The 19,058-nt window shown below is 72.2% G+C and carries 21 protein-coding genes; 12 read left to right on the forward strand and 9 right to left on the reverse strand.

The genetic code is table 11. The annotated features are described in order from the left end of the window. Positions 1-40 precede the first annotated feature (40 nt). The 5 genes from ACQVFL_RS05425 to ACQVFL_RS05445 all read right to left on the reverse strand — a co-directional run bounded on the left by ACQVFL_RS05425 (position 41) and on the right by ACQVFL_RS05445 (position 4,114). Positions 41-898: an ABC transporter permease gene (locus ACQVFL_RS05425; protein ID WP_431728829.1), complete on the reverse strand. Its 858-nt coding sequence runs from the start codon at positions 896-898 to the stop codon at positions 41-43. Then, positions 895-1,908, reverse strand: coding sequence for an ATP-binding cassette domain-containing protein (locus ACQVFL_RS05430; RefSeq protein WP_396697931.1), 1,014 nt, complete (start codon positions 1,906-1,908; stop codon positions 895-897). The genes ACQVFL_RS05425 and ACQVFL_RS05430 overlap by 4 nt, the downstream gene beginning before the upstream one ends. Before the next feature lie 150 nt (positions 1,909-2,058). After that, entirely contained in the window at positions 2,059-2,910 is an 852-nt protein-coding gene (locus tag ACQVFL_RS05435; RefSeq protein WP_396697929.1) for an aldo/keto reductase, read from the reverse strand. Between the two features lie 50 nt (positions 2,911-2,960). Next, positions 2,961-3,197: a Rho termination factor N-terminal domain-containing protein gene (locus tag ACQVFL_RS05440; protein WP_396697928.1), complete on the reverse strand. Its 237-nt coding sequence runs from the start codon at positions 3,195-3,197 to the stop codon at positions 2,961-2,963. Further along, positions 3,194-4,114: a ParA family protein gene (locus ACQVFL_RS05445; protein ID WP_396697926.1), complete on the reverse strand. Its 921-nt coding sequence runs from the start codon at positions 4,112-4,114 to the stop codon at positions 3,194-3,196. Before ACQVFL_RS05445 ends, ACQVFL_RS05440 begins: the two co-directional genes overlap by 4 nt. 111 nt (positions 4,115-4,225) lie before the next feature. Between ACQVFL_RS05445 and ACQVFL_RS05450 the strand changes: the two genes are divergently transcribed. The 8 genes from ACQVFL_RS05450 (at position 4,226) to ACQVFL_RS05485 (ending at position 12,077) form a co-directional block, all read left to right on the forward strand. Further along, positions 4,226-4,729, forward strand: a complete 504-nt coding sequence (locus ACQVFL_RS05450) for an ArsR/SmtB family transcription factor (protein WP_396697924.1) — start codon at positions 4,226-4,228, stop codon at positions 4,727-4,729. A 44-nt stretch (positions 4,730-4,773) separates the two neighbouring features. Then, the gene (locus ACQVFL_RS05455) at positions 4,774-6,246 is read left to right on the forward strand and encodes a serine hydrolase domain-containing protein (RefSeq protein WP_431728830.1); all 1,473 of its coding nucleotides are present in this window, start codon (positions 4,774-4,776) and stop codon (positions 6,244-6,246) included. Positions 6,247-6,353: 107 nt separating this feature from the next. Then, complete coding sequence (locus tag ACQVFL_RS05460; protein ID WP_431728831.1) at positions 6,354-7,982, forward strand: AAA family ATPase; 1,629 nt, start codon at positions 6,354-6,356, stop codon at positions 7,980-7,982. 28 nt (positions 7,983-8,010) lie between these two features. Beyond that, complete coding sequence (locus ACQVFL_RS05465; protein WP_431728832.1) at positions 8,011-8,466, forward strand: hypothetical protein; 456 nt, start codon at positions 8,011-8,013, stop codon at positions 8,464-8,466. After that, positions 8,463-8,678, forward strand: a complete 216-nt coding sequence (locus ACQVFL_RS05470; RefSeq protein WP_131054253.1) for a DUF2997 domain-containing protein — start codon at positions 8,463-8,465, stop codon at positions 8,676-8,678. The genes ACQVFL_RS05465 and ACQVFL_RS05470 overlap by 4 nt, the downstream gene beginning before the upstream one ends. After that, positions 8,662-9,639: a helix-hairpin-helix domain-containing protein gene (locus ACQVFL_RS05475; RefSeq protein WP_431728833.1), complete on the forward strand. Its 978-nt coding sequence runs from the start codon at positions 8,662-8,664 to the stop codon at positions 9,637-9,639. The genes ACQVFL_RS05470 and ACQVFL_RS05475 overlap by 17 nt, the downstream gene beginning before the upstream one ends. After that, complete coding sequence (locus tag ACQVFL_RS05480; protein ID WP_396697915.1) at positions 9,632-10,318, forward strand: 4Fe-4S single cluster domain-containing protein; 687 nt, start codon at positions 9,632-9,634, stop codon at positions 10,316-10,318. Before ACQVFL_RS05475 ends, ACQVFL_RS05480 begins: the two co-directional genes overlap by 8 nt. 124 nt (positions 10,319-10,442) lie before the next feature. Next, positions 10,443-12,077, forward strand: a complete 1,635-nt coding sequence (locus tag ACQVFL_RS05485; protein ID WP_431728834.1) for a M28 family metallopeptidase — start codon at positions 10,443-10,445, stop codon at positions 12,075-12,077. Between the two features lie 45 nt (positions 12,078-12,122). Here the strand turns inward: ACQVFL_RS05485 and ACQVFL_RS05490 are convergent, their stop codons facing one another. From ACQVFL_RS05490 to ACQVFL_RS05500, 3 genes are read right to left on the reverse strand one after another with little or no spacing between them, the layout of a single operon-like run. Then, positions 12,123-12,824 carry a YqeB family protein gene (locus tag ACQVFL_RS05490; protein ID WP_396697911.1) on the reverse strand — a complete coding sequence of 234 codons (702 nt, stop codon included), beginning with the start codon at positions 12,822-12,824 and terminating at the stop codon, positions 12,123-12,125. Next, positions 12,821-13,612 (reverse strand): ABC transporter permease, encoded by a 792-nt coding sequence (locus ACQVFL_RS05495; protein WP_396697909.1) that lies wholly within the window; start codon positions 13,610-13,612, stop codon positions 12,821-12,823. Before ACQVFL_RS05495 ends, ACQVFL_RS05490 begins: the two co-directional genes overlap by 4 nt. Beyond that, complete coding sequence (locus ACQVFL_RS05500; protein WP_396697907.1) at positions 13,609-14,538, reverse strand: ABC transporter ATP-binding protein; 930 nt, start codon at positions 14,536-14,538, stop codon at positions 13,609-13,611. The genes ACQVFL_RS05495 and ACQVFL_RS05500 overlap by 4 nt, the downstream gene beginning before the upstream one ends. A 133-nt stretch (positions 14,539-14,671) precedes the next feature. Between ACQVFL_RS05500 and ACQVFL_RS05505 the strand changes: the two genes are divergently transcribed. The 3 genes from ACQVFL_RS05505 to ACQVFL_RS05515 all read left to right on the forward strand — a co-directional run bounded on the left by ACQVFL_RS05505 (position 14,672) and on the right by ACQVFL_RS05515 (position 17,260). Then, a complete protein-coding gene (locus ACQVFL_RS05505) occupies positions 14,672-15,910 on the forward strand; it encodes a sensor histidine kinase (RefSeq protein WP_396697905.1) in 1,239 nt (412 codons plus the stop codon). After that, on the forward strand, positions 15,907-16,602 hold the full coding sequence (locus ACQVFL_RS05510; protein ID WP_396697903.1) for a response regulator: 696 nt from the start codon (positions 15,907-15,909) through the stop codon (positions 16,600-16,602). The genes ACQVFL_RS05505 and ACQVFL_RS05510 overlap by 4 nt, the downstream gene beginning before the upstream one ends. A gap of 127 nt (positions 16,603-16,729) precedes the next feature. Further along, a complete protein-coding gene (locus tag ACQVFL_RS05515) occupies positions 16,730-17,260 on the forward strand; it encodes a hypothetical protein (protein WP_396697901.1) in 531 nt (176 codons plus the stop codon). A 76-nt stretch (positions 17,261-17,336) separates the two neighbouring features. Here ACQVFL_RS05515 and ACQVFL_RS05520 read toward each other — a convergent pair whose 3' ends face one another. Then, positions 17,337-18,125 carry a D-Ala-D-Ala carboxypeptidase family metallohydrolase gene (locus ACQVFL_RS05520; RefSeq protein WP_396697899.1) on the reverse strand — a complete coding sequence of 263 codons (789 nt, stop codon included), beginning with the start codon at positions 18,123-18,125 and terminating at the stop codon, positions 17,337-17,339. A gap of 303 nt (positions 18,126-18,428) precedes the next feature. Between ACQVFL_RS05520 and ACQVFL_RS05525 the strand changes: the two genes are divergently transcribed. After that, complete coding sequence (locus tag ACQVFL_RS05525) at positions 18,429-19,058, forward strand: DUF6642 family protein (protein ID WP_431728835.1); 630 nt, start codon at positions 18,429-18,431, stop codon at positions 19,056-19,058.

The following is a 19,058-nucleotide window of genomic DNA, read 5'->3' on the forward strand; positions in this document are numbered from 1 at the left end:
GCGGGGGCGCTGCTCGGAACCGGGCCGCGGTGGTCGAGGGTCAGCGGCGGTTGTAGCGGTACATCGTGAGGCTGCCGAAGACCACCACGAACAGCACGCTCCAGCCGAGGGTCCACATCATGGCCGACGTGTCCGTGGTGCCGGCCATCGCGGCCCGCACCGAGGACACCAGGTGGGTGATCGGGTTCGCCTTGACGAACGCCTGGAGCCAGCCGGGCATGGTGGACGGTTCGACGAAGACGTTGCTCAGGAAGGTCAGCGGGAACAGCACCATCATGCTGACGCCCATCACCGACTTCTCGTTGCGCATGATCAGCCCGAACAGCGTCCAGACCCAGGAGAACGCGAACGAGAAGACCACCAGCAGGCCGACCCCGGCCAGCACGCCGAGTGGACCGCCCTCGGGACGGAAACCGAGCACCAGTCCCAGGGTGAGGATCACCGTGGCGGCGAGGACGTAGCGCAGCACGTCCCCGAAGATCATGCCGACCAGGGCGGCCGGCCGCCAGACCGGCAGCGTCCGGAAGCGGTCGAAGATGCCCTTCTCGATGTCGGTGTTCAGCCCGACGGCGGTGTACATGGTGATCATCACGACGCTGGTCACCATGATGCCCGGCAGGAAGAACTGCAGGTAGTCACGTGGATCTCCGGCGAGCGCGCCGCCGAACAGGTACGTGAACATCAGCACCATGATGATCGGGAACATGGTGACGTCGAAGAGCTGCTCCGGCACGTGCTTGATCTTCAACAGGGCGCGCCAACTGAAGGTCAGCGATGCCGCGAGCGGACTCGGGCGTGGTGGGCGTGCCGCCGGTGCGAGCACCGTCGCCAACGCCTCCGAGGAGGGTACGTAGACCGACGGCGACGGTCCGGTCGAGGTGGCGGTGTCGCTGCTCATCGGGCTGCCTCCAACTCGTCGTCGCGTTCGGCGGTCGGCTCGGCGGGACGGTCGGTGAGAGCCAGGAAGACCTCGTCCAGGCTCGGCTGACCGAGCGAGAAGTCGTCCACCACGATCCCGGCGCGGGACAGCTCGCCGAGTGCCCGGGCGGCCTGTGCGCTGGCGTCGAGGTCGCTGCCGGCCTCGCCGACCCGCGCGGTGATCGCCACCGGGTCGCCGTCGAGTTGCACCGCCACGCCGAGCGTGGCCTCCAGCAGCCGCCGCGCCTCGGGCCGCTGGTCCGCCTCCCGCAGCCGCAGGTGCACGGTGCCGGAGCCGACCGAGGACTTGAGTTCGCCCGGGGTGCCCTCCGCGATCACCCGGCCGTGGTCGACCACCGCGATCCGTCCGGCCAACTGGTCGGCCTCGTCCAGGTACTGCGTGGTCAGCAGCACCGTGGTGCCGTGTGCCACCACCGCCCGGACGATCTCCCACACCTGGTTGCGGCTGCGCGGGTCCAGCCCGGTCGTGGGTTCGTCGAGGAAGAGCAGATCCGGGGTGCTGAGGATGCTCGCCGCGATGTCGATGCGGCGGCGCATACCACCGGAGTACTTCTTGACCTGTCGCCCGGCCGCCTCGGTCAGCCCGAACGCGGCCAGCAACCGTTCGGCCCGCTCCCGCGCGGCCGGCTTGCGCAGACCGAGCAGCCGGCCCAGCAGGACCAGGTTCTCGGTGCCGGTCAGGTCCTCGTCCACCGAGGCGTACTGGCCGGTCAGGCTGACCCGGGCGCGGACCGCGTCGGCCTCGGTGACCACGTCGTGCCCGAAGACCCGGGCCCGCCCGCCGTCCGGCCGCAGCAACGTCGCCAGGACCCGGACCGCGGTGGTCTTCCCGGCGCCGTTCGGCCCGAGCACCCCGTACACGGCACCTGCGGGCACCTGGAGGTCGAGTCCGGCGAGCGCCCGCGTCTCACCGAACGACCGGGTCAGGCCCTCGGCCTCGATGGCGAGGCCGGTGGTGCGTCTAGTCATGATCTCGGTGCTTCCTTCCGTTCGTCCCGTCGCCGTCCGCCTGCTACAACGACGTCGTCGTGGTTCAGGCGCGAGACGACGGACAGCCGCCGCTAGATCGGATCTAGCGGCGGCTGTGGTCGGTACCTCGGGGTGGCGGAGCCCCGGGGGTCAGGACGGGATGTAGTCGAAGGTGTCCGGATGGGCGCCCTGCCGACCGGCCTCGCCCCGGCCCAGCAGCGTGATGCGTTCCATGGTGGCGTCGTCCAGCTCGAAGTCGAAGATGTCGACGTTCTCCTCGATCCGCTTCGGGGTGGTCGACTTCGGGAAGATCACGTCGCCCCGCTGGACGTGCCAGCGCAGCACCACCTGGGCCGGCGTCCGGCCGACCTGCTCGGCGATGTCGGCGATGGTCGGGTCACCGAGCACCGCGCCCTGGGCGATCGGCGACCACGCCTGGGTGACGATGCCGTTCTTGGCGCCGTACTCGCGCACCTCGTCGTTGGGGAAGTACGGGTGCGCCTCGATCTGGTTCACCGCCGGCACCACCTCGGTCTCGGCGGCCAGCCGTTCCAGGTGCGGCACCTGGAAGTTGGACACGCCGATCGACTTGGCCCGACCGTCGGCGCGGAACTCCTCCAGCACCTTCCAGGTGGAGACGAAGTCGCCGTCGTAGCGGGTCGGCAGCGGCCAGTGGATGAGGAAGAGGTCGATGTAGTCGGTCCGCAGCGCGTCGAGCGTCGCCTGGAACGCGGTGCGCGCGTCGTCGGGGCGGTGGCAGGCGTTGCTCAGCTTGCTGGTGACGAAGACGTCCTCCCGGGCCACCCCGGCGGTGCGTATGCCCTGGCCGACCTCGGCCTCGTTGCCGTACATCTCGGCGGTGTCGATGTGCCGGTAGCCGACGTCCAGTGCGGTGCGGACCGCGTCGGCGGTGTCCTTCGGGGCGATCTGGAACACCCCGAACCCCAGTTGCGGGATCGAGTTGCCGTCGTTGAGGGAAATGTCCGGAATCGTGCTTGCCATGGGATCGACATACCCGCTGACCGGCCTCTTCTCACGCGCCGCGTCCGGCCTCAGAGTCGGCGCAGGGCGGTGGAGTTCAGGCGGTAGCCGATGGTGGCATCCACGATCCGCTCGACGAGTTCCGCCTTGCGCAGCCCGCCGAGGCCGCGCAGCCCGATCTGCGCGGCCAACTCCCGCAACTCGCGTGCCGACCGCTCGGACAGGAACGTCGTACCGTCGGCGCGGCTGGTCATGGCCGCCAGTCGGACGATCGACCGCGCCGGGTCGGTGGCCTCCGTCGCCCTCACGCGGGTTGCAGGTGGTCGAGGAACTCGGTGGCGAGCTGGCGCAGTTCCGCGCGGACGGCGGGCACGGTGACCCGGTCGCGCAGCACCACCGGCACCCCGCGCGGGGTGTTCGTGGCATAGAGGGTGACGTTCTCCCGCAGCGCCGTCGGGAAGACCGGCAGCCCCAGGTTGCGGACCTGGTCCATGTAGCCCTGGTGGGTGGCGATCGGCCGCTGTGCGAGCAACTGGATCATCGTGAAGACCACGCCGGCCACGCCGGGGGCGACCTTCTGGTGTCGGCGTACGGTGGCGAACCGCCGGGCGTCGGCGTTGTACTGGTCGACCAGTTCCCGCACGTTGCCGTGCAGATAGTCGATGCCGAGGGTGGACAGGTAGTCGGCCTTGGCCGGGATCACCAGATGGTCGCTGGCGATGATGGCGGACTGGGTGACCACGTTGAAGTTCGGCGGACAGTCGATCAGCACCATGTCGTACGGCTCCAGCCCGTCCGCGAGCAGCCCCTCGGCGAGCGAGCCGCGTACCCGGAACAGCTCGGCGTCGTACTCCTCGCCACCGGCGACGCTGCGGGCCAGGGCCAGGTCGATGTCGACCAGTTGCAGGTGCGAGGCGATCAGGTCGAGTCGCCCGGCTCCGGAGAGCCGGCTGTTCGCCGGACCGGGGGAGACCACAAGGTCACCCAGGGTGATGGCGGTGTCGCCCTCGCGGAGGCCGTCGTACCACCGCTTGATGGTCCGGGAGTCGCGCAGCCGCTCCCGCCAGTCGTCCGGGTCGTAGAAGCCGAAGGTCAGGCTGGCTTGCGGGTCGAGGTCGATGAGCAGCACCTTCAGCCCTCGGTTGGCCAGTTCGGCCCCGAGGTTGGCGGTCACCGTGGTCTTGCCGACCCCACCCTTGTAGTTGATTACGGACACCACGTACATCGACGTACCTCCCCAGACCTGGGAACGGTAGTCGGCCACCCTGGGTGAATTCGATCATCCGCGCGACTTTTCCGTGTAGCACGTAACTACGTATGTTCGTATTATCGAGCCATGGCGGATGTGGAGGAGCGGCTGGCGGCGCTGGAGGCGCAGGTCGCGGCACTTGTCGAGCGGCTCGGTGTGCCGACCGAGGCGGCCACCCCGGCGGAGGGCGCCTTCTGGGCTCTCGACGGACTCAAGCAGCGCCTGCCCGCCGAGAGCGCTGGCGCCGTGCTCTACACCGGCACCGTCCGGGCCGCCGGGCGGTCCTACGACTGGCAGTACGGCCGAGAGGTGGACGACCTGCTCGCCGGTGACTGGGCCGAGCTGCCCGGCATCCTCGCCGCCCTGGGCCACCCGGTGCGGCTGCGCCTGCTGCGGGAGATCCTCACCGGCCGGCAGAGCACCGCCGAGCTGGCCGACATCGAGGAGCTCGGCACCACCGGCCAACTGCACCACCACCTGCGCCAGCTCACCGCGGCGGGCTGGCTGCACAGCACCGGGCGCGGCCGGTACGCCGTCCCGGCCGAACGGGTGGTGCCGCTGCTGGCCGTCCTCAGCGCCGCCCACCGCTGACCACCCCCGGACCGCCGACCACCCCGCACGGAAGGACCACCCCCATGCGTAAGCCGACCGCCGTCGCGCTGGTCGCCGGGATCATCGCGGGTCTCGCCGGCCTCGCCGCGCAACCCCGGGAACCACGGCTGACCGCGTCGACCACCGGTGACGCCGGCCTCGCCGCCTCGGCCCGCGCCGCGGTGGCCGACCCGGACGGATACCGCGGTCTCGCCGTCGCGCTGATCGACGACGGCCAGGTCCGCACCGCCGGCCTCGGCGACCGTGACCGGGACGGCGCGCCGGTCGAACCCGGCACCCCGTTCGAGATCGGCTCGGTGTCGAAGGTGTTCACCGGGATGCTGCTGTCCCGGCGGGCCGAGGCCGGCGCGGTACGGCCCGAGGACACCCTCGGCGCCGTCTGGCCGGCGGTGGACGGTCCGGCCCGCGAGGTCACCCTCGCCGAGCTGGCCAGCCACCGGTCCGGCCTGCCCCGGCTCGACCTCGGCTCGGTGGGCGCATGGGTCCGGATGCTCCGGGCCAACGTCGCCGCCGGCAACCCGTACGCCGGACTGGACACCGACCGGGTCCGGGCCGCCGCCGACGCGCACGCGCCCGGCGACGGCCGGGGGAGCGTCGGCTACTCCAATCTCGGTTCCGCGGTGCTCGGGCAGGCGCTCGCCGCCGAGGCCGGACTCGGCTTCCCCGCGCTGGTCGACCGGGAACTGCTCACCCCGCTGGGCCTGACCGCGACCGTCCACGCCGCCGATCCCGGTGCCCTGCCGGCCGGGCACGCGCAGGGTACCCGTGGCAACGGACGGGTCGCGGACCCGTGGACCGGCACCGGGTACGCCTCCGCCGGCATCGGCTACTGGTCCACCGCCGAGGATCTGGCCCGGCTGGTCGCGGCCACCGCCGCCGGTACCGCGCCCGGGGCCGACGCGCGCGACCCGCGCTTCGACGACGACGAGCGCACCCGCATCGGGTACGGGTGGTTCACCACCCGCTACGGCGACCAGGAGATCACCTGGCACAACGGTGCCACCGGCGGCTTCTCCTCGTACGTCGGGTTCGACCGGGTCACCGGGCGAGGGGTGGTGGTGCTGGGCAACACCGACAAGCGGGTGGAGCCGATCGGGCTGCGGCTGCTCGGCGTACCGCCGGATCAGGCCGGCAGTCCCGCCCCGGCGCTGCCGGTCTGGGCCGGGGCCGGTGTCGCCCTGCTGTTCACCGTCATCGGCGGGCTGTCGCTGCTCGGTGTCGCTCACCGCCCGGCGCTGGACCGGTTGACCGTGCTCTCCGCCGGGGCCTGGGCGGTGGTCTACCCCGCGCTGGGGCGTGCGCTCGGTGACTGGTCGGCGGTGCCCGGCTGGCTCTGGGCGGTCGGTCCGGCGTTGAGTGCCGCCGGGGCGGCGTTGGTCGTGTACCGCTGGCGTGGGCTGCCGACGAACCGGGCCGCCGTGCCGTGGCGGCGGGTCGTGGTGACGGTCGCCTCGCTGGTCGCGGCGGCGGTGGTGACGGTCGTCGTGTTCGGCTGAGCATGGCCGGCGGTCGATGCGCAGCTCGGCGGCGTTCAACCGCTCCGCTTCGAGCTTGATCAAAGCTGTTAAAGTCCGCCCAGTCCAGGCCGGCTGGGGAGGCGAGGATGGCACTGTCGTTCCGGGATGCGCTGTCGCAGATGCTCAAGGCGCGGTTCCCGATCCTGTACATCGAGTCCGCCGAGGAACAGCGCGCCGTCGCCGAGGTCGCGGCCGTGGCCCACGACGCGGCGCTGGTGCGTACCCCGCGTGCGGTGTGGACCTGGTCGCTGACCACCGGTCTGGTGCAGCCGGACGGCGTCTGGCGGACCGGCACCAACGAGCCGGCCGACGCCCTGGACGCCGCACTGCGGATCGACCAGCCGAGCGTGGTGATCTTCAAGGATCTGCACTCCTCGCACGGCGACGGCGAGCGGCCCGGTAACGCCGGGGTGGTCCGCCGGCTGCGGGACCTGGCGGCGGCGTTCAAGTCCGGCGCGGTGCCGCGCACCCTGATCCTGGTCTCGCCGGTGCTGCGCATCCCGGTCGAGTTGGAGAAGGACGTCACGATCGTCGACTTCCCGCTGCCCAGCGAGACGGAGATCCGGCAGGTGCTGGAGGCGATCATCCACGCCAACTCCGCCGACGGCCGGATCCAGATCGCCCTCGACGAGTTGGGGCGCGAGCGGTTCGCCAAGGCCGCCCTCGGGCTGACCCTGCACGAGGCGGAGAACGCCTTCGCCCGGGCGATGGTCAACGACGGTGTGCTGGACGGTCGCGACCTGGACGTGGTGCACGAGGAGAAGCGACAGACCGTACGCAAGTCCGGGCTGCTGGAGTTCGTCGAGGCGGACGTGAACCTCGCCGACGTCGGCGGTCTGGAGAACCTGAAGCGGTGGCTGGCCAAGCGGGACGGCTCCTGGCTGGCCGAGGCGGCGGCGTACGGCCTGCCCGCGCCCCGGGGCGTCCTGATCACCGGCGTGCCCGGCTGCGGCAAGTCGTTGACCGCGAAGGCGATCGCGGCGGCCTGGGAGCTGCCGCTGCTGCGGCTGGACGTGGGCCGGGTCTTCGCCGGGCTGGTCGGCAGCAGTGAGCAGAACATGCGCACCGCCATCCGGACGGCCGAGGCGACCGCACCCTGCGTGCTCTGGGTGGACGAGATCGAGAAGGGCTTCGCCGGGGGCGGCGGCGACTCCGGCACCTCCACCCGGGTCTTCGGTTCCTTCCTCACCTGGATGCAGGAGAAGAACCGGCCCGTCTTCGTCATCGCCACCGCCAACGACATCGAGAAACTGCCGCCGGAACTGCTGCGCAAGGGGCGCTTCGACGAGATCTTCTTCGTCGACCTGCCGACCCGGGCCGAACGGGCCGCCATCTGGCGGGTCCACCTCGCCCGACGGCTGCGCAACCCGGCCGTCGCCGGTGGGCTCGCGCTCGACGAGTCGCTGCTCGCCGAGCTCGCCGACCTCAGCGAGGGCTACTCCGGTGCCGAGATCGAGCAGGCCGTCGTCGCCGGGCTCTTCGACGCGTTCGGCGAACGCCGCCCGCTGCTCCGCGACGACCTGGCCCAGGCGGTGGTCGGTATGGTCCCGCTCAGCGTCACCCAGGCCGAACGCATCGACGCCATCCGCGCCTGGGCCGACGCCCGCGCGGTGGCCGCCACCGCCGCCGAGGACTGGGACAGCGGCGCGCCCACCGACCGGAGTGCCCGGCACACCGCGCCGATCCAGCGCGGTGGACGGGCGGTCGAGTTCTGATGGCCGAGCCGACCGGAAGGAGCCTGCGGTGAGCATCTCGCTGGTGCTGCTACCCCTCGCCGTCGCCGCGGTGGCCGCCGCCCACGGCGTCACCTCCCGTTCCGAACAGGAGGGCCGGATCGTCTGCGAGGTGCAGACCCGGATGCGCGACGAGAACCTGCTCGCCGCCGCACTGCACGACACCGCTGCCGTGGTCGCCGTCGCGCCGGACTCGATCACCGCGGACTGGGCCGGTGTCCGGGCGAGCTTCCAGCGGGACGAGGCCGGCATCTGGTCGGCGCACTTCACCGGCGACATCGACGAGCCGAGGGCCGTGGAGGTGGTCCGCGCGGTCGACGTCGCGTACGGCCGGCAGGTCCAGCGGGCGGTGTTGGAACGGCTGCGGCAGCAGGCACCGGCCGCCGGGCTCCGGCTGGAGTCCGAACAGGTCACCGAGGACGACGCGGTCCGCCTGGTCTTCGCCGTGCAGGAAGCCCGGTCGTGACCGCCGAACAGCCACGACTCGTGGTCACCGTGAGCAGCGAGGGTGTGGTCAGCGCCGAGACCAGGGGCATCCTGGGCGACCGCTGCCTGGACTACGTCGCGGTGCTGGAGGACCTGCTGGCCGCCCGGACGGTCAGCAGCGCCTACACCGCCGACCACGCGCGAACCCGGGACGTCGTACGACAGGAGGACCGAGATGTCGACCGCGCCTGACCCGGGCTGGACGCAGCAGGGCGTACCGGCGGCACAGGCGGCGAACCCGGCCGCGAGTTGGAAGTGGCGGATGCTGCACAGTTGGTGGCTGCTGCTGCCGATCGTCGGCATGAGCTGCCTCGGCGGCTTCGGGTTCCTCTTCGTCGGGCTGAAGGCGCGGCGGGCGGCGTGGTGGATCTCCGGCATCGCCTACCTGGTGCTCGGCTGGACCGCCTTCATCCTGGTCGGCGAACTGGGTGAGACGGTCACCGACTGGGCGGTCGGGGGCGTCCTGGCGATCTGGGTGACCAGCATCGTGCACGCCCTCGTGATCAACCCGGCCTGGCTGCGCTGGCGGGCCGGCTTCCGCCCCTGGTACGCCGAGCAGCAGGGTGCGTACCCGCCCGGCACGCTGGCACCCCCGCCCGGGGCTCCCGCCCCGACCGCCTACCCGCCGCAGGGCGGCTGGAGCGCACCGCCCGGCCAGGTCTTCCCGCCCACTGCGGCATACCAGCCGGTCTCGCCGCCGTACGCGCCGTCCACGGCCACACAGCCGCCGGTGTCACCGGCGCACCCGCCGGCTTCTGGTGCGTATCCGCCGGACACGGCGGCACAGCCGTCGCTGGAACTCCCGCCGCCGCTGCCGGACCATCCGTCCGCACTGGCCGACCACCCGCCGCCGTTGCCGGGGCAGCGGTCGGGGGCGACGACCGTCGACCACGGCGGCGTGCCCGGACCGCTCGACGTCAACACCGCCGGGTGGGAGGAGTTCGCGGCGCTGCCCGGCTTCGACCCGGGACGGGCGCGGCAGGTCGTCGACGCGCGGGACCGTCGGGGCGGCTTCGGCGGGCTCGCCGAGTTCACCGCCGCCGCCCACCTGGCCCCGCACGAGTACGCCCGGCTGCGTCACCGTCTCACCTGCACGCCGCCCGGCGGCCATCGGCCGGGGTACCCGCCGTCCGGTCGCGTCCTGGATGTCTGAGCGCGGTCCGGCTCCGCCGCGCGCGGCGGCGACCGTCGCGCTGGCCCGGTTCCTGGCCGCCACCCGCGCCGAGGGCCCGGGGCTGCGGACCGCCCTCTGGGTCCAGGGCTGCGCGGTGCGCTGCGTCGGCTGCTTCAACCCGCACCTGTGGAGCTTCCGGGGCGGCGACGAGGTGGACCCCGCCGACCTGGTGCGGCGCGTGCTCGACGCACCGACCGAGGGGCTGACCCTGCTCGGCGGCGAGCCCTTCGACCAGGCGGCTCCGCTCGCCGAGGTGGCCGCCGGGGTACGCGCCGAGGGCCGCTCGGTGATGACGTTCAGCGGCTACACGTACGCGCGTCTGCGCGCGGCGGCGGACGGCGGCCGGGACGACGTCGCCGCCCTGTTGGCCGTGACCGACCTGCTGGTCGCCGGGCCCTTCGAGGCCGACCGGATCGACCGGCGGCGCCCCTGGGTGGGCTCCACCAACCAGGAGTTCGTGCTGCTCAGCGACGCTTTTCCGGACCTGCTCGACGAGGTGTCGGCCAGCCCGGACCGGGTTGAGATCACTGTGGACACCAGCGGGCGGATCGCGGTGAACGGGTGGGCCGAGGCGGACGCCCTCGACGAACTGCTGGCCTCGGTGAGCCGTCCGCAGCCGGGACGACACGGCGTGATCGGCTGGCCCGACCGGGCCTGACGGCGGCCTGAGGTGGCCGAACAGTCCCGTTGCCGTTGTCATCGATGTGTATCAGGATGGCCGCAACATCCGGCACACGGGGGTCGGGGAGCCGGATTACCGAAGAGGAAGGACGTGGCACATCGTGGTGCCTTTCTCCGGCAGGAGGGTGATCGCCGCCATCGCGGCGGGCACCCTGGTGGGCACGGTGGCGCTGGTAGGACCGGCGACGGCGAGCCCGAACAACAACACGGTCAAGAAGCTGACCAAGGCGGTGACGGTCAAGGGCGTCATCAAACACCTCGACCGGTTCCAGGCCATCGCCGACGCCAACGACGGCACGCGCGCCTCCGGTACGCCGGGCTACGACGCGAGCGCCGACTACGTGGCGAAGCTGCTCAAGAAGGCCGGCTACCAGGTCACCCGCCAGCAGTTCGACTTCGCTTTCTATGAGGAGTTCGGCTCCTCTTTCGCCCAGGTGGCGCCGAACGCGACCGACTACGCCGAGGGCGTCGACTACGAGCTGATGGACTACTCCGGCGACGGGGTGGGCCAGGGCCAGGTCGTCGCGGTGGACCTCAACCTGACGCCGCCGCGCGCCTCCACGTCCGGCTGCGAGGCCAGCGACTTCGCCACCGTCGACGTGGTCGGGAAGATCGCTCTGATGCAGCGCGGCACCTGCGGGTTCGGCGACAAGGTGGCCAACGCCGAGGCGGCCGGTGCGGTCGGCGCGATCGTGATGAACCAGGGCAACGGTACGCCGGAGGCCAACCCGGACCGCTACGACCTGTTCGCCGGCACCCTCGGTGCACCGGTCGGCATCCCGGCCGTCAGCGTCTCGTACGAGGCCGGGGCGCAGTTCGCGGCGACGGCGGGGCTGGTCCTGCGCATCGAGGCCGACACCACCTCGGAGGTCCGCAGCACCGAGAACGTCTTCGCGCAGACCCGGCACGGCCGCACCGACAACGTCGTCATGGCCGGCGCGCACCTCGACTCGGACCCGGCCGGACCGGGTTACAACGACAACGGCACCGGCAGTGCCGCGCTGCTGGAGGTGGCCCTCCAGATGGCGAAGGTCAAGCCGGCCAACGCGGTCCGGTTCGCCTGGTGGGGTGCGGAGGAGGCGGGCCTGGTCGGCTCGCAGTACTACGTGGACAGTCTGACCGAGCAGCAGGTCGGCGACATCGCCCTCTACCTCAACTTCGACATGATCGGCTCGCCGAACTACGTGTTCGGGGTCTACGACGGTGACGACTCGGCGCAGCAGGGCGCCGGACCGGGACCGGAGGGGTCGGCGCAGATCGAGCAGGTGTTCGAGCGGTTCTTCGCCTCCCGCAAGCTGCCGACCATGCCGTCCGACTTCACCGGTCGCTCGGACTACGGGGCGTTCATCGCCGTCGACATCCCGGCCGGTGGCCTCTTCACCGGTGCCGAGGGCATCAAGACGGCCGAGGAGGCCGCCCTCTTCGGCGGGCTGGCCGGGGAGGCGTACGACCCCTGCTACCACCAGGCGTGTGACAGTCTGACGCCGGTCGCCGACGGTGCCGACCCGGTGTTGTACCGGGCCCTGAACAAGAAGTACAAGCTTCGGGGCAACGTCAACGTGCACGCGCTGGACGTCAACTCCGACGCGATCGCCGCCTCGGTGATCACGTTCGCGTACGACACCTCGGCCGTGAACGGCGTACCGGGCAAGGCTCCCGGCAAGGGGAAGGGCAAGGGCAAGGGCAAGGGGCACGGCCCCAAGCACGGTCACCCGCACGGGCACTCCTGGCGGTGACGTCGACCGGGCCGGGCTCCCCCGTGGGGCCCGGCCCGGACCGGCTCACTCCGGCGGCGCGGCCGACCGGGAGAGCCGCCAGTGCTGTCGCCTGCCCTCGTCCCGGACCACCACGCCGTACCGGGTCAGCTCGGTCCGCAACTCACCGGCCTCGTCGCCCCGGTCGTCGTCCAGGGCCCGCTGCCGGGCCTTCAGCAGCGCGTCCGCGCCCGGCGGCAACCCGGGCAGCTCGGGCACCCAGAGCCGGTACGCGGCCCGGTGCGGGTCATCGTCCGCCCAGGGCCAGCCGTGTTCCCGGAACGCCCCGGCCAGGTCGGCGGCGGGAAGGTCGGAGCGCCGCCGGAGGAGTTCCTCGTCGTCCGGGCCGAGCAGCACCAGTTCCTTGCCGTCCAGGTGGGCCATCCGGACGTCGCGCCGTGCGAACTCCCGCTCCTTGCCGCCGTGCCGCACGCGTACCCGGTCCACGGCCACCTCGACGGCGACCCGATCGGCGGCTGCGACGGCACCGAACACCAGCCCGGCCAGGACGCCGACCGCCGCCCCGGCCGCCAGTGCCTGCTGGTCGGGCATGCCGTCGAGCAGGCGGAACAGCCCTTGCGCGGGGGCCCAGGACAGGCTGGCGATCCAGCCCGCCCCGGCCGCCAGCCCCGCCCCTGCGGCACCACCGGCCAGCGGGAACCCGACCCAGAGCAGCAGCGTCTCCAGGCGACCCCCGCTGACCACGGTCGGCGTGCCGTACGCCGTCACGCCACCTCCCGACGCATCGTCCGCACCAACCCGACGGCCAGCGGCACGGCCAGCCACACCAGCAGCGAGACCGCCAGCCGGGCCCACTGCCCGGCGGTCACCTCGTTGGTGAACAGCGGGCCCATGGTGCGCCCGGTGTCCAACCACTCGGCGCTGCGGTTCAGCGGCCGGATCAACCCGCCGAGGATCATCCAGACGTTCGGCAGCACCAGGTAGGAGACGATGGCCAGCGGCGTGTGCAGGAACAGCAGGCCGAACGCGGCACCCATCAGCACGGTGGACACCAGGAACACGACGGCGTGCAGGATCAGCGCCCCCTCGATCCGCCAGGTCCCGGCACCGCCGGTGGCGTTCGCGATCAAGTTCGCCACGGCGGACACGGCGAGGCTGACCAGCACCGACGCCAGGGCGGCCAGCACCACCGCGACGAGCTTGGCGGTGATCACCCGGGCCCGGCGGGGCACCAGGGCGAAGGTGGTCAACGCGGTCCGCTGCGACCATTCGCTGGTGATCGACAGGATGCCCAGCACCGGCAGCAGCAGCCCGATCGGCAGCAGCGACGGGATGAAGAAGTCGACGAAGGTCTGCTCGGCGTCCTCGGCGTACACCAGTTGGATGCCGGCGATCAGGGCGGCGACCAGCGCGATGGTGATCAACAGCCAACGACCGGCCCGGGTGTCGACGAGCTTGCGCAGCTCCACCCGGGTCAGCCGGGCCAGGGACGGTGCCCGTTCGGCCGCCCGGCTGACCGGCCGGAGTGCCTCGGGGGCGGCGGTGGTGGTGGTCATCGGACGGACTCCCTGATCGGCTCGGTGGCGCTGGTCGTGGCGCTCGGTGCGGCGCCGGTCGCGGTGAGGGTGAGGAAGAGCTGCTCCAGGCCACCGCTCCCGGCGGGCCGCAGCTCGGTGAGGGCGACGCCGGCCACCAGCGCGGCCTCGCCGACCACGTCGGCGTCGGCGCGGACCACCAGCCCGTCGGTGCTCTCGCTGACCGGCAGGCCGGCGCGCTCCAGCGCGGCCCGCAGCGCGATCCGGTCGCGGGAGCGCACCAGCGTGCCGCCGTCGGCCAGCAACTCCTGCTTGTCGCCCTGCGCCACGATCCGGCCGCCCCCGATCACCACCAGCCGGTCCGCGACCGCCTCGACCTCGCGCAGCAGGTGGGAGGAGAGCAGCACGGTGCCGCCCCGGTCGGCGAAGTCGCGCAGCAGGCCGCGCATCCAGAAGATGCCCTCCGGGTCGAGGCCGTTGGCCGGCTCGTCCAGGACCAGCACCCGGGGGTCGCCCAGCAGCGCGTGCGCCAGGCCGAGCCGCTGACGCATCCCCAGCGAGTACGCGCCCACCCGCCGCCGGGCCGCGACCTCGCCCAGGCCCACCCGGTCGAGCACCTGGCCCACGGCGTGACGGTCCACGCCCATCGTCGCCGCCGCCACCGCCAACGCCTCCCGGCCGCTGCGCCCGACGTGCTGGGCGGAGGCGTCCAGCAGGACACCGACGACGCGACCCGGGTTGGGCAGCCGGTGGTAGGGGTGTCCGGCGACGGTGGCGGTGCCGGAGGTCGGTGTGCTCAGCCCGCAGAGCATCCGCATCGTGGTCGACTTGCCGGCCCCGTTGGGCCCGAGGAAGCCGGTGACCGTGCCCGGTTCGCAGCGGAACGACACGTCCTCGACGGCGGTGTGCCGTCCGTACCGTTTGGTGAGCTGGTCTACGACAATCATGCCGATCAGGCTGCCGAGGCCACCCGGCTGTCCGCAGCGGCCACCGGTCGGCACCGGCTAGACCAAGGTCGACCCCTGAGGGCCGACTTTGGTAGCTGGTCCGAGCCCTCGGCGACTGCCTACCATTACGGCTGTGACCAGCCCTGCCGTCCCCGAGCACCCGTGGTTGTTGCCCGGGGCGCTCGGCGCGACCGACCGCCGCCCCCGGCGCACCATGCGGGACTGGCTGATCGACAGCACCTGCTTCCTGGTCTCGCTCGGCTGGGTGGTGCTGGCCACCGTCGACGCCGCCTCGCCGACCCCGACCTTCGCCGAGCGGCTGCCGTACTCCTGGATGATCGTCGCGGACGCGGTCCTCGGGCTCGCCTGCACGGTGGCGCTGTGGCTCCGCCGCCGCTGGCCGCTCGGGCTGGTGCTGGTGACGTTGCCGCTGACCATGGTCTCGATCACCTCCATCGCCGCGTTGCTGATCATCTACTTCACCGTGGTGCTGCACCGGCGGACCGCGGTGGCGCTGGCGGTCACCTCGGCCGGGCTGGTCTGCAACATGTTCTTCGCCCTGTTCCGACCCGACCCGCACAGCAGCTACTGGCTCGCCACCATCTGGGGCCTGGTGATCACCCTGCTGGTGATGGCCTGGGCGATGTTCGTGCGGGCGCGTCGGCAACTGGTGGTGTCGCTGCGGGAACGCGCCGAACGGGCGGAGGCCGAGCAGCAGCTCCGGGTGGCCCAGGCCCAGCAGGTGGAGCGCACCCGCATCGCCCGCGAGATGCACGACGTGCTGGCCCACCGGATCTCCCTGCTCAGCCTGCACGCCGGAGCGTTGGAGTTCCGGCCCGACGCCACCCCGGAGGAGGTCTCCCGGGCCGCCGGGGTGATCCGAGGCAGCGCGCACGCCGCCCTGCAGGATCTACGTGAGGTGATCGGCGTGCTGCGGGCCGACACCTCGCTCACCGCCGAGCCGGAACGTCCGCAGCCCACCCTCGACGACCTGCCCGCGCTCGTCGCCGAGTCCCGGGCCGCCGGCATCCGGGTGGACCTGTGGGACCGGGTCAGCGACCCGGAGCGGCTGCCCGCCGGGCTGGGGCGCAGCGTCTACCGGATCGTGCAGGAGGGGCTGACCAACGCTCGCAAGCACGCCGAGGGTGCGGCCGTCACGGTCGGGCTCAGCGGGGCGCCCGGTGACGGGCTGGCCGTGGAGATCCGCAACCGGTGGCCGGTGGGCGAGGCCGTGCCGTCGATCCCGGGTACCGGCACCGGGCTGGTCGGGGTCGCCGAACGGGTCACCCTGGCGGGTGGGCGGTTGGAGCACGGTCGTGACGACAGCGGCGACTTCCGGCTCGCGGCCTGGCTGCCCTGGCCGGCGTCGTGACCGAACCGCAGCAGGCACCGCCGGTGACCGATCCGGGTCCGATCCGCGTCCTGATCGTGGACGACGACGCGCTGGTCCGCGCCGGGCTGTCGATGATCCTCGGCGGTGCCCCCGACCTGGAGGTGGTCGGCGAGGCGACCGACGGCGGCGAGGTGGTCCAGGCGGTCGCCACCTGCCGGCCGGACGTGGTGCTGATGGACATCCGGATGCCGAGGGTGGACGGGCTGGCCGCCACCGAGTCGCTGCGGGCGCTGCCCCAGCCGCCGGAGGTGCTCGTGCTGACCACCTTCGACGCCGACGAGCACGTGCTGCGGGCGCTGCGGGCCGGTGCCGGCGGGTTCCTGCTGAAGGACACCCCGCCCGCCGAGATCGTGCAGGCGGTACGTCGGGTGGCGGCCGGGGAGGCGACCCTGTCACCGACGGTCACCCGGACCCTCATCACGCACGTCACGGTGGGTACCGCCACCGATCCCCGACAGGAACGTGCCACCCGACTGCTCGGCGGTCTCACCGACCGGGAACGCGCGGTGGCGATGGCCATCGGCCAGGGGCGGACCAACGCCGAGATCGCCACCGAGCTGTTCATGAGCGTCGCGACCGTCAAGGCGTACGTGTCGCGGCTGCTGACCCGGCTCGGTCTCAACAACCGGGTGCAGGTCGCGCTCCTCGTGCACGACGCCGGGCTGGTCTGATCGGGCCGTCCGGCACTCTCGGTTAACGGCGGGCCGAGGAGGTTTGAACTTTCCCGCTCGCCCGGCCGTATCAATGGGCGAGGTGCGGTGCTCAGGCGCATCGCCACCGAACTGCGGGAGGCCTGCCGTGCGAGTTGATGGTCAGTCGACGGATCCCATCGATCAGATCCTGGGCGAGTTGCCGGTCCCGACGCCGTTGACCCCCGAGGATGTCCGCCTGGCGGTACGGGCGGTAGTGGTACACGCGGCGGAGGAATGGCCCACCGGGGCGCTCTGCCGCAACGACGGCGCGAGGTTCCCCTGCCGGCTGCATCGCTGGGGCCGGAAGGTACTGCTCGACCACGGGCTCAACGAACGACAGCTCGATGCGCTCATCCGGCACGGGAATCCGTTCGTCCACGTACCGTTCCCGTTCCTGGTGAACGGGCCGCAACAGGGCCGTCCCCCGGCCGCCCGCCCGGCGGGCGCCGACCGGTCCACCGGTCACCAGATGCGTGCGGGCGCGGCCGGGTATCCGCCGCGGACGAACCCCGCCGGTTACCCGGCGCGGGGCCCGGTGCCGAGGGTGGCCGCACCGGCCGCCCGCGCCGGTGTCCGGACCCCCGGCCGGCCGGTGGCACCCCCCGCCACCGCGCCGCGCTGGCCGCGGGCGAGCTGAGCGGGCTCGCCGGTACGACGCCGGCCCGGGGGCGGTACGGGCATCCCCCCGCCCACGCCCGGGCCGGCGTCGCGAATCAGCGGTAGCCGGGTGTGATCCCACAGTCGGGTGCCGCCCAGTACGTGTTGTTCGTGCTCCCGTCGCGGTTGTTCTCGCGGCGTGAGTCCACGTGCACGTGCGAGTTGTGGCCGCTCACGCCGGGGCCGATGATGCCGCTGAAGCCGTGGTTGCGCGCGGCGCGCGCGATCTGGCACAGCGAGTGGTTGTCGGAGACGAGGTCGGCCGCGTTGCCGTAGAGGTGCTGGCTGTTCGAGGCCCCACCCACCTGGCTGTTGCAGGTGCGGCTGCGGAATCCGCTGGTCACCTTCAGTGGCTGGTCGCCGAGGCCCTTGCGCAGCGCCTCCAGCTTCCACATCGTGCGCAGGGCGTTCTGCCGGGTCTGCGCGGTGGTCAGCGGACCACCGGTCCAGCCGCCCCGGCCACAGCCGTCGTCCATCTCGTTCCAGGTGAAGTGGCGCGGGGTGCAGTCGTTGTCCTGGATCTGGTACAGCTTCGCGAATGTCTGCGGCCCGGCCACCCCGTCGGAGCGCAGGCCGTACGCGGACTGGAAACGGCGTACCGCGGCAGCGGTCTTCGGGCCGTACTGGCCGTCGAGTTCCACCACGTTGTTGTTGCCCGCCCAACCGGCGATCCGCAGTTGCAGCTCGCGGACGTCGCCGCCCGAGCTGCCCCGGGACAGGGTGCGGTTCCAGGTGTAGCAGCCGTCGGCGTGGGCCGGCGGCGCGGCGACCGCCGAGGCGATCGCGGCACCCGGCACGGCCAGAGCGAGGGCGAGGACAGCCCGCTTCATCAGATGTGCGCGCACAGAGAGTCCTCCTGCTAGGAGAGCGAATGGGGTGGCATTCCGGGACGTGGATCGCCGTCCCGTGAATCCACACTCGCACCTCGACAGCCGGTTGGTGACGGTTAACGCGAATTCCTCTCGGGATGATGCGTACTTGCCGGTTGACCCGGAATTAATCCGATTCCGGGAAACGGGCATTCACGTCGGCCACGCCGCAAAGCCGCCGTCCCGGTACGGAAAGTCGCAGCGGACCGCAGGACGGGTGATGTCGCCGGGCCGAGGTGGCCCGGTAACCTCAGCGCGGGCGACGACGGGGAGGCGGGCGTGGCACGCGGAGGCATCTTCTGCGTCGAGGGCCAGTGGCACCGGGACCTCAACGAGCGGGGATCCGTGCTGCCCACCCTCGAACTGCTCGAACGGCTGGGCAAGGTCCGCTTCATCCACAAGGACGCGGCCACCCGGGACGAGCTGTTCTACTTCGTCGACCGTTGGCTGCTCAAGCAGTACGCCGACCACCGGCTGGGCTTCTTCGCGATGCACGGCGAGCCGAACCGGCTGTGCCTGACCGACTGGCAGTCGGTCGAGCTGACCGAGGTGATGGAGCTGATGGCCGGGCGCTGCGAGGGCCGCCGGCTCTACTTCGGCAGTTGTTCGGTGCTGCGCGCCCCCGAATCCGTGCTGCGGGAGTTCCTCGAGGTGACCGGCGCGGCGTTGATCTGCGGGTTCACCCGCGAGGTCGACTGGGTCGAGTCGGCGGCGTTCGAGACCGTCCTGCTCGACGTGCTGGCCAACGGCCGACGGCACAACGCCGCCGAGCTGCGGATGGGCTCGGCACACTGGGCGCCGCTCGCGTCGTACCTGGGCTTCCGGGTGATCTACGCCAACGGCCGCGCCTGGCGGCCCTCGGTCCGTACCCGGGTGCCCCGCCAGCCGTCCGCGGGCCGGATCGGCTGA

The sequence above is a fragment of the Verrucosispora sp. TAA-831 genome (genome assembly GCF_050780145.1).
Lineage (GTDB): Bacteria > Actinomycetota > Actinomycetes > Mycobacteriales > Micromonosporaceae > Micromonospora.

Bases quoted from the DNA above. Each gene is read 5' to 3' on its own strand.
- ACQVFL_RS05455 (WP_431728830.1), top strand. From the start codon at position 4,774: ATGCGTAAGCCGACCGCCGTCGCGCTGGTCGCCGGGATCATCGCGGGT.
- ACQVFL_RS05425 (WP_431728829.1), bottom strand. From the start codon at position 898: ATGAGCAGCGACACCGCCACCTCGACCGGACCGTCGCCGTCGGTCTAC.
- ACQVFL_RS05445 (WP_396697926.1), bottom strand. From the start codon at position 4,114: ATGTACGTGGTGTCCGTAATCAACTACAAGGGTGGGGTCGGCAAGACC.
- ACQVFL_RS05475 (WP_431728833.1), top strand. From the start codon at position 8,662: ATGTCGACCGCGCCTGACCCGGGCTGGACGCAGCAGGGCGTACCGGCG.
- ACQVFL_RS05480 (WP_396697915.1), top strand. From the start codon at position 9,632: ATGTCTGAGCGCGGTCCGGCTCCGCCGCGCGCGGCGGCGACCGTCGCG.
- ACQVFL_RS05495 (WP_396697909.1), bottom strand. From the start codon at position 13,612: ATGACCACCACCACCGCCGCCCCCGAGGCACTCCGGCCGGTCAGCCGG.
- ACQVFL_RS05450 (WP_396697924.1), top strand. From the start codon at position 4,226: ATGGCGGATGTGGAGGAGCGGCTGGCGGCGCTGGAGGCGCAGGTCGCG.
- ACQVFL_RS05430 (WP_396697931.1), bottom strand. From the start codon at position 1,908: ATGACTAGACGCACCACCGGCCTCGCCATCGAGGCCGAGGGCCTGACC.
- ACQVFL_RS05500 (WP_396697907.1), bottom strand. From the start codon at position 14,538: ATGATTGTCGTAGACCAGCTCACCAAACGGTACGGACGGCACACCGCC.
- ACQVFL_RS05460 (WP_431728831.1), top strand. From the start codon at position 6,354: ATGGCACTGTCGTTCCGGGATGCGCTGTCGCAGATGCTCAAGGCGCGG.
- ACQVFL_RS05435 (WP_396697929.1), bottom strand. From the start codon at position 2,910: ATGGCAAGCACGATTCCGGACATTTCCCTCAACGACGGCAACTCGATC.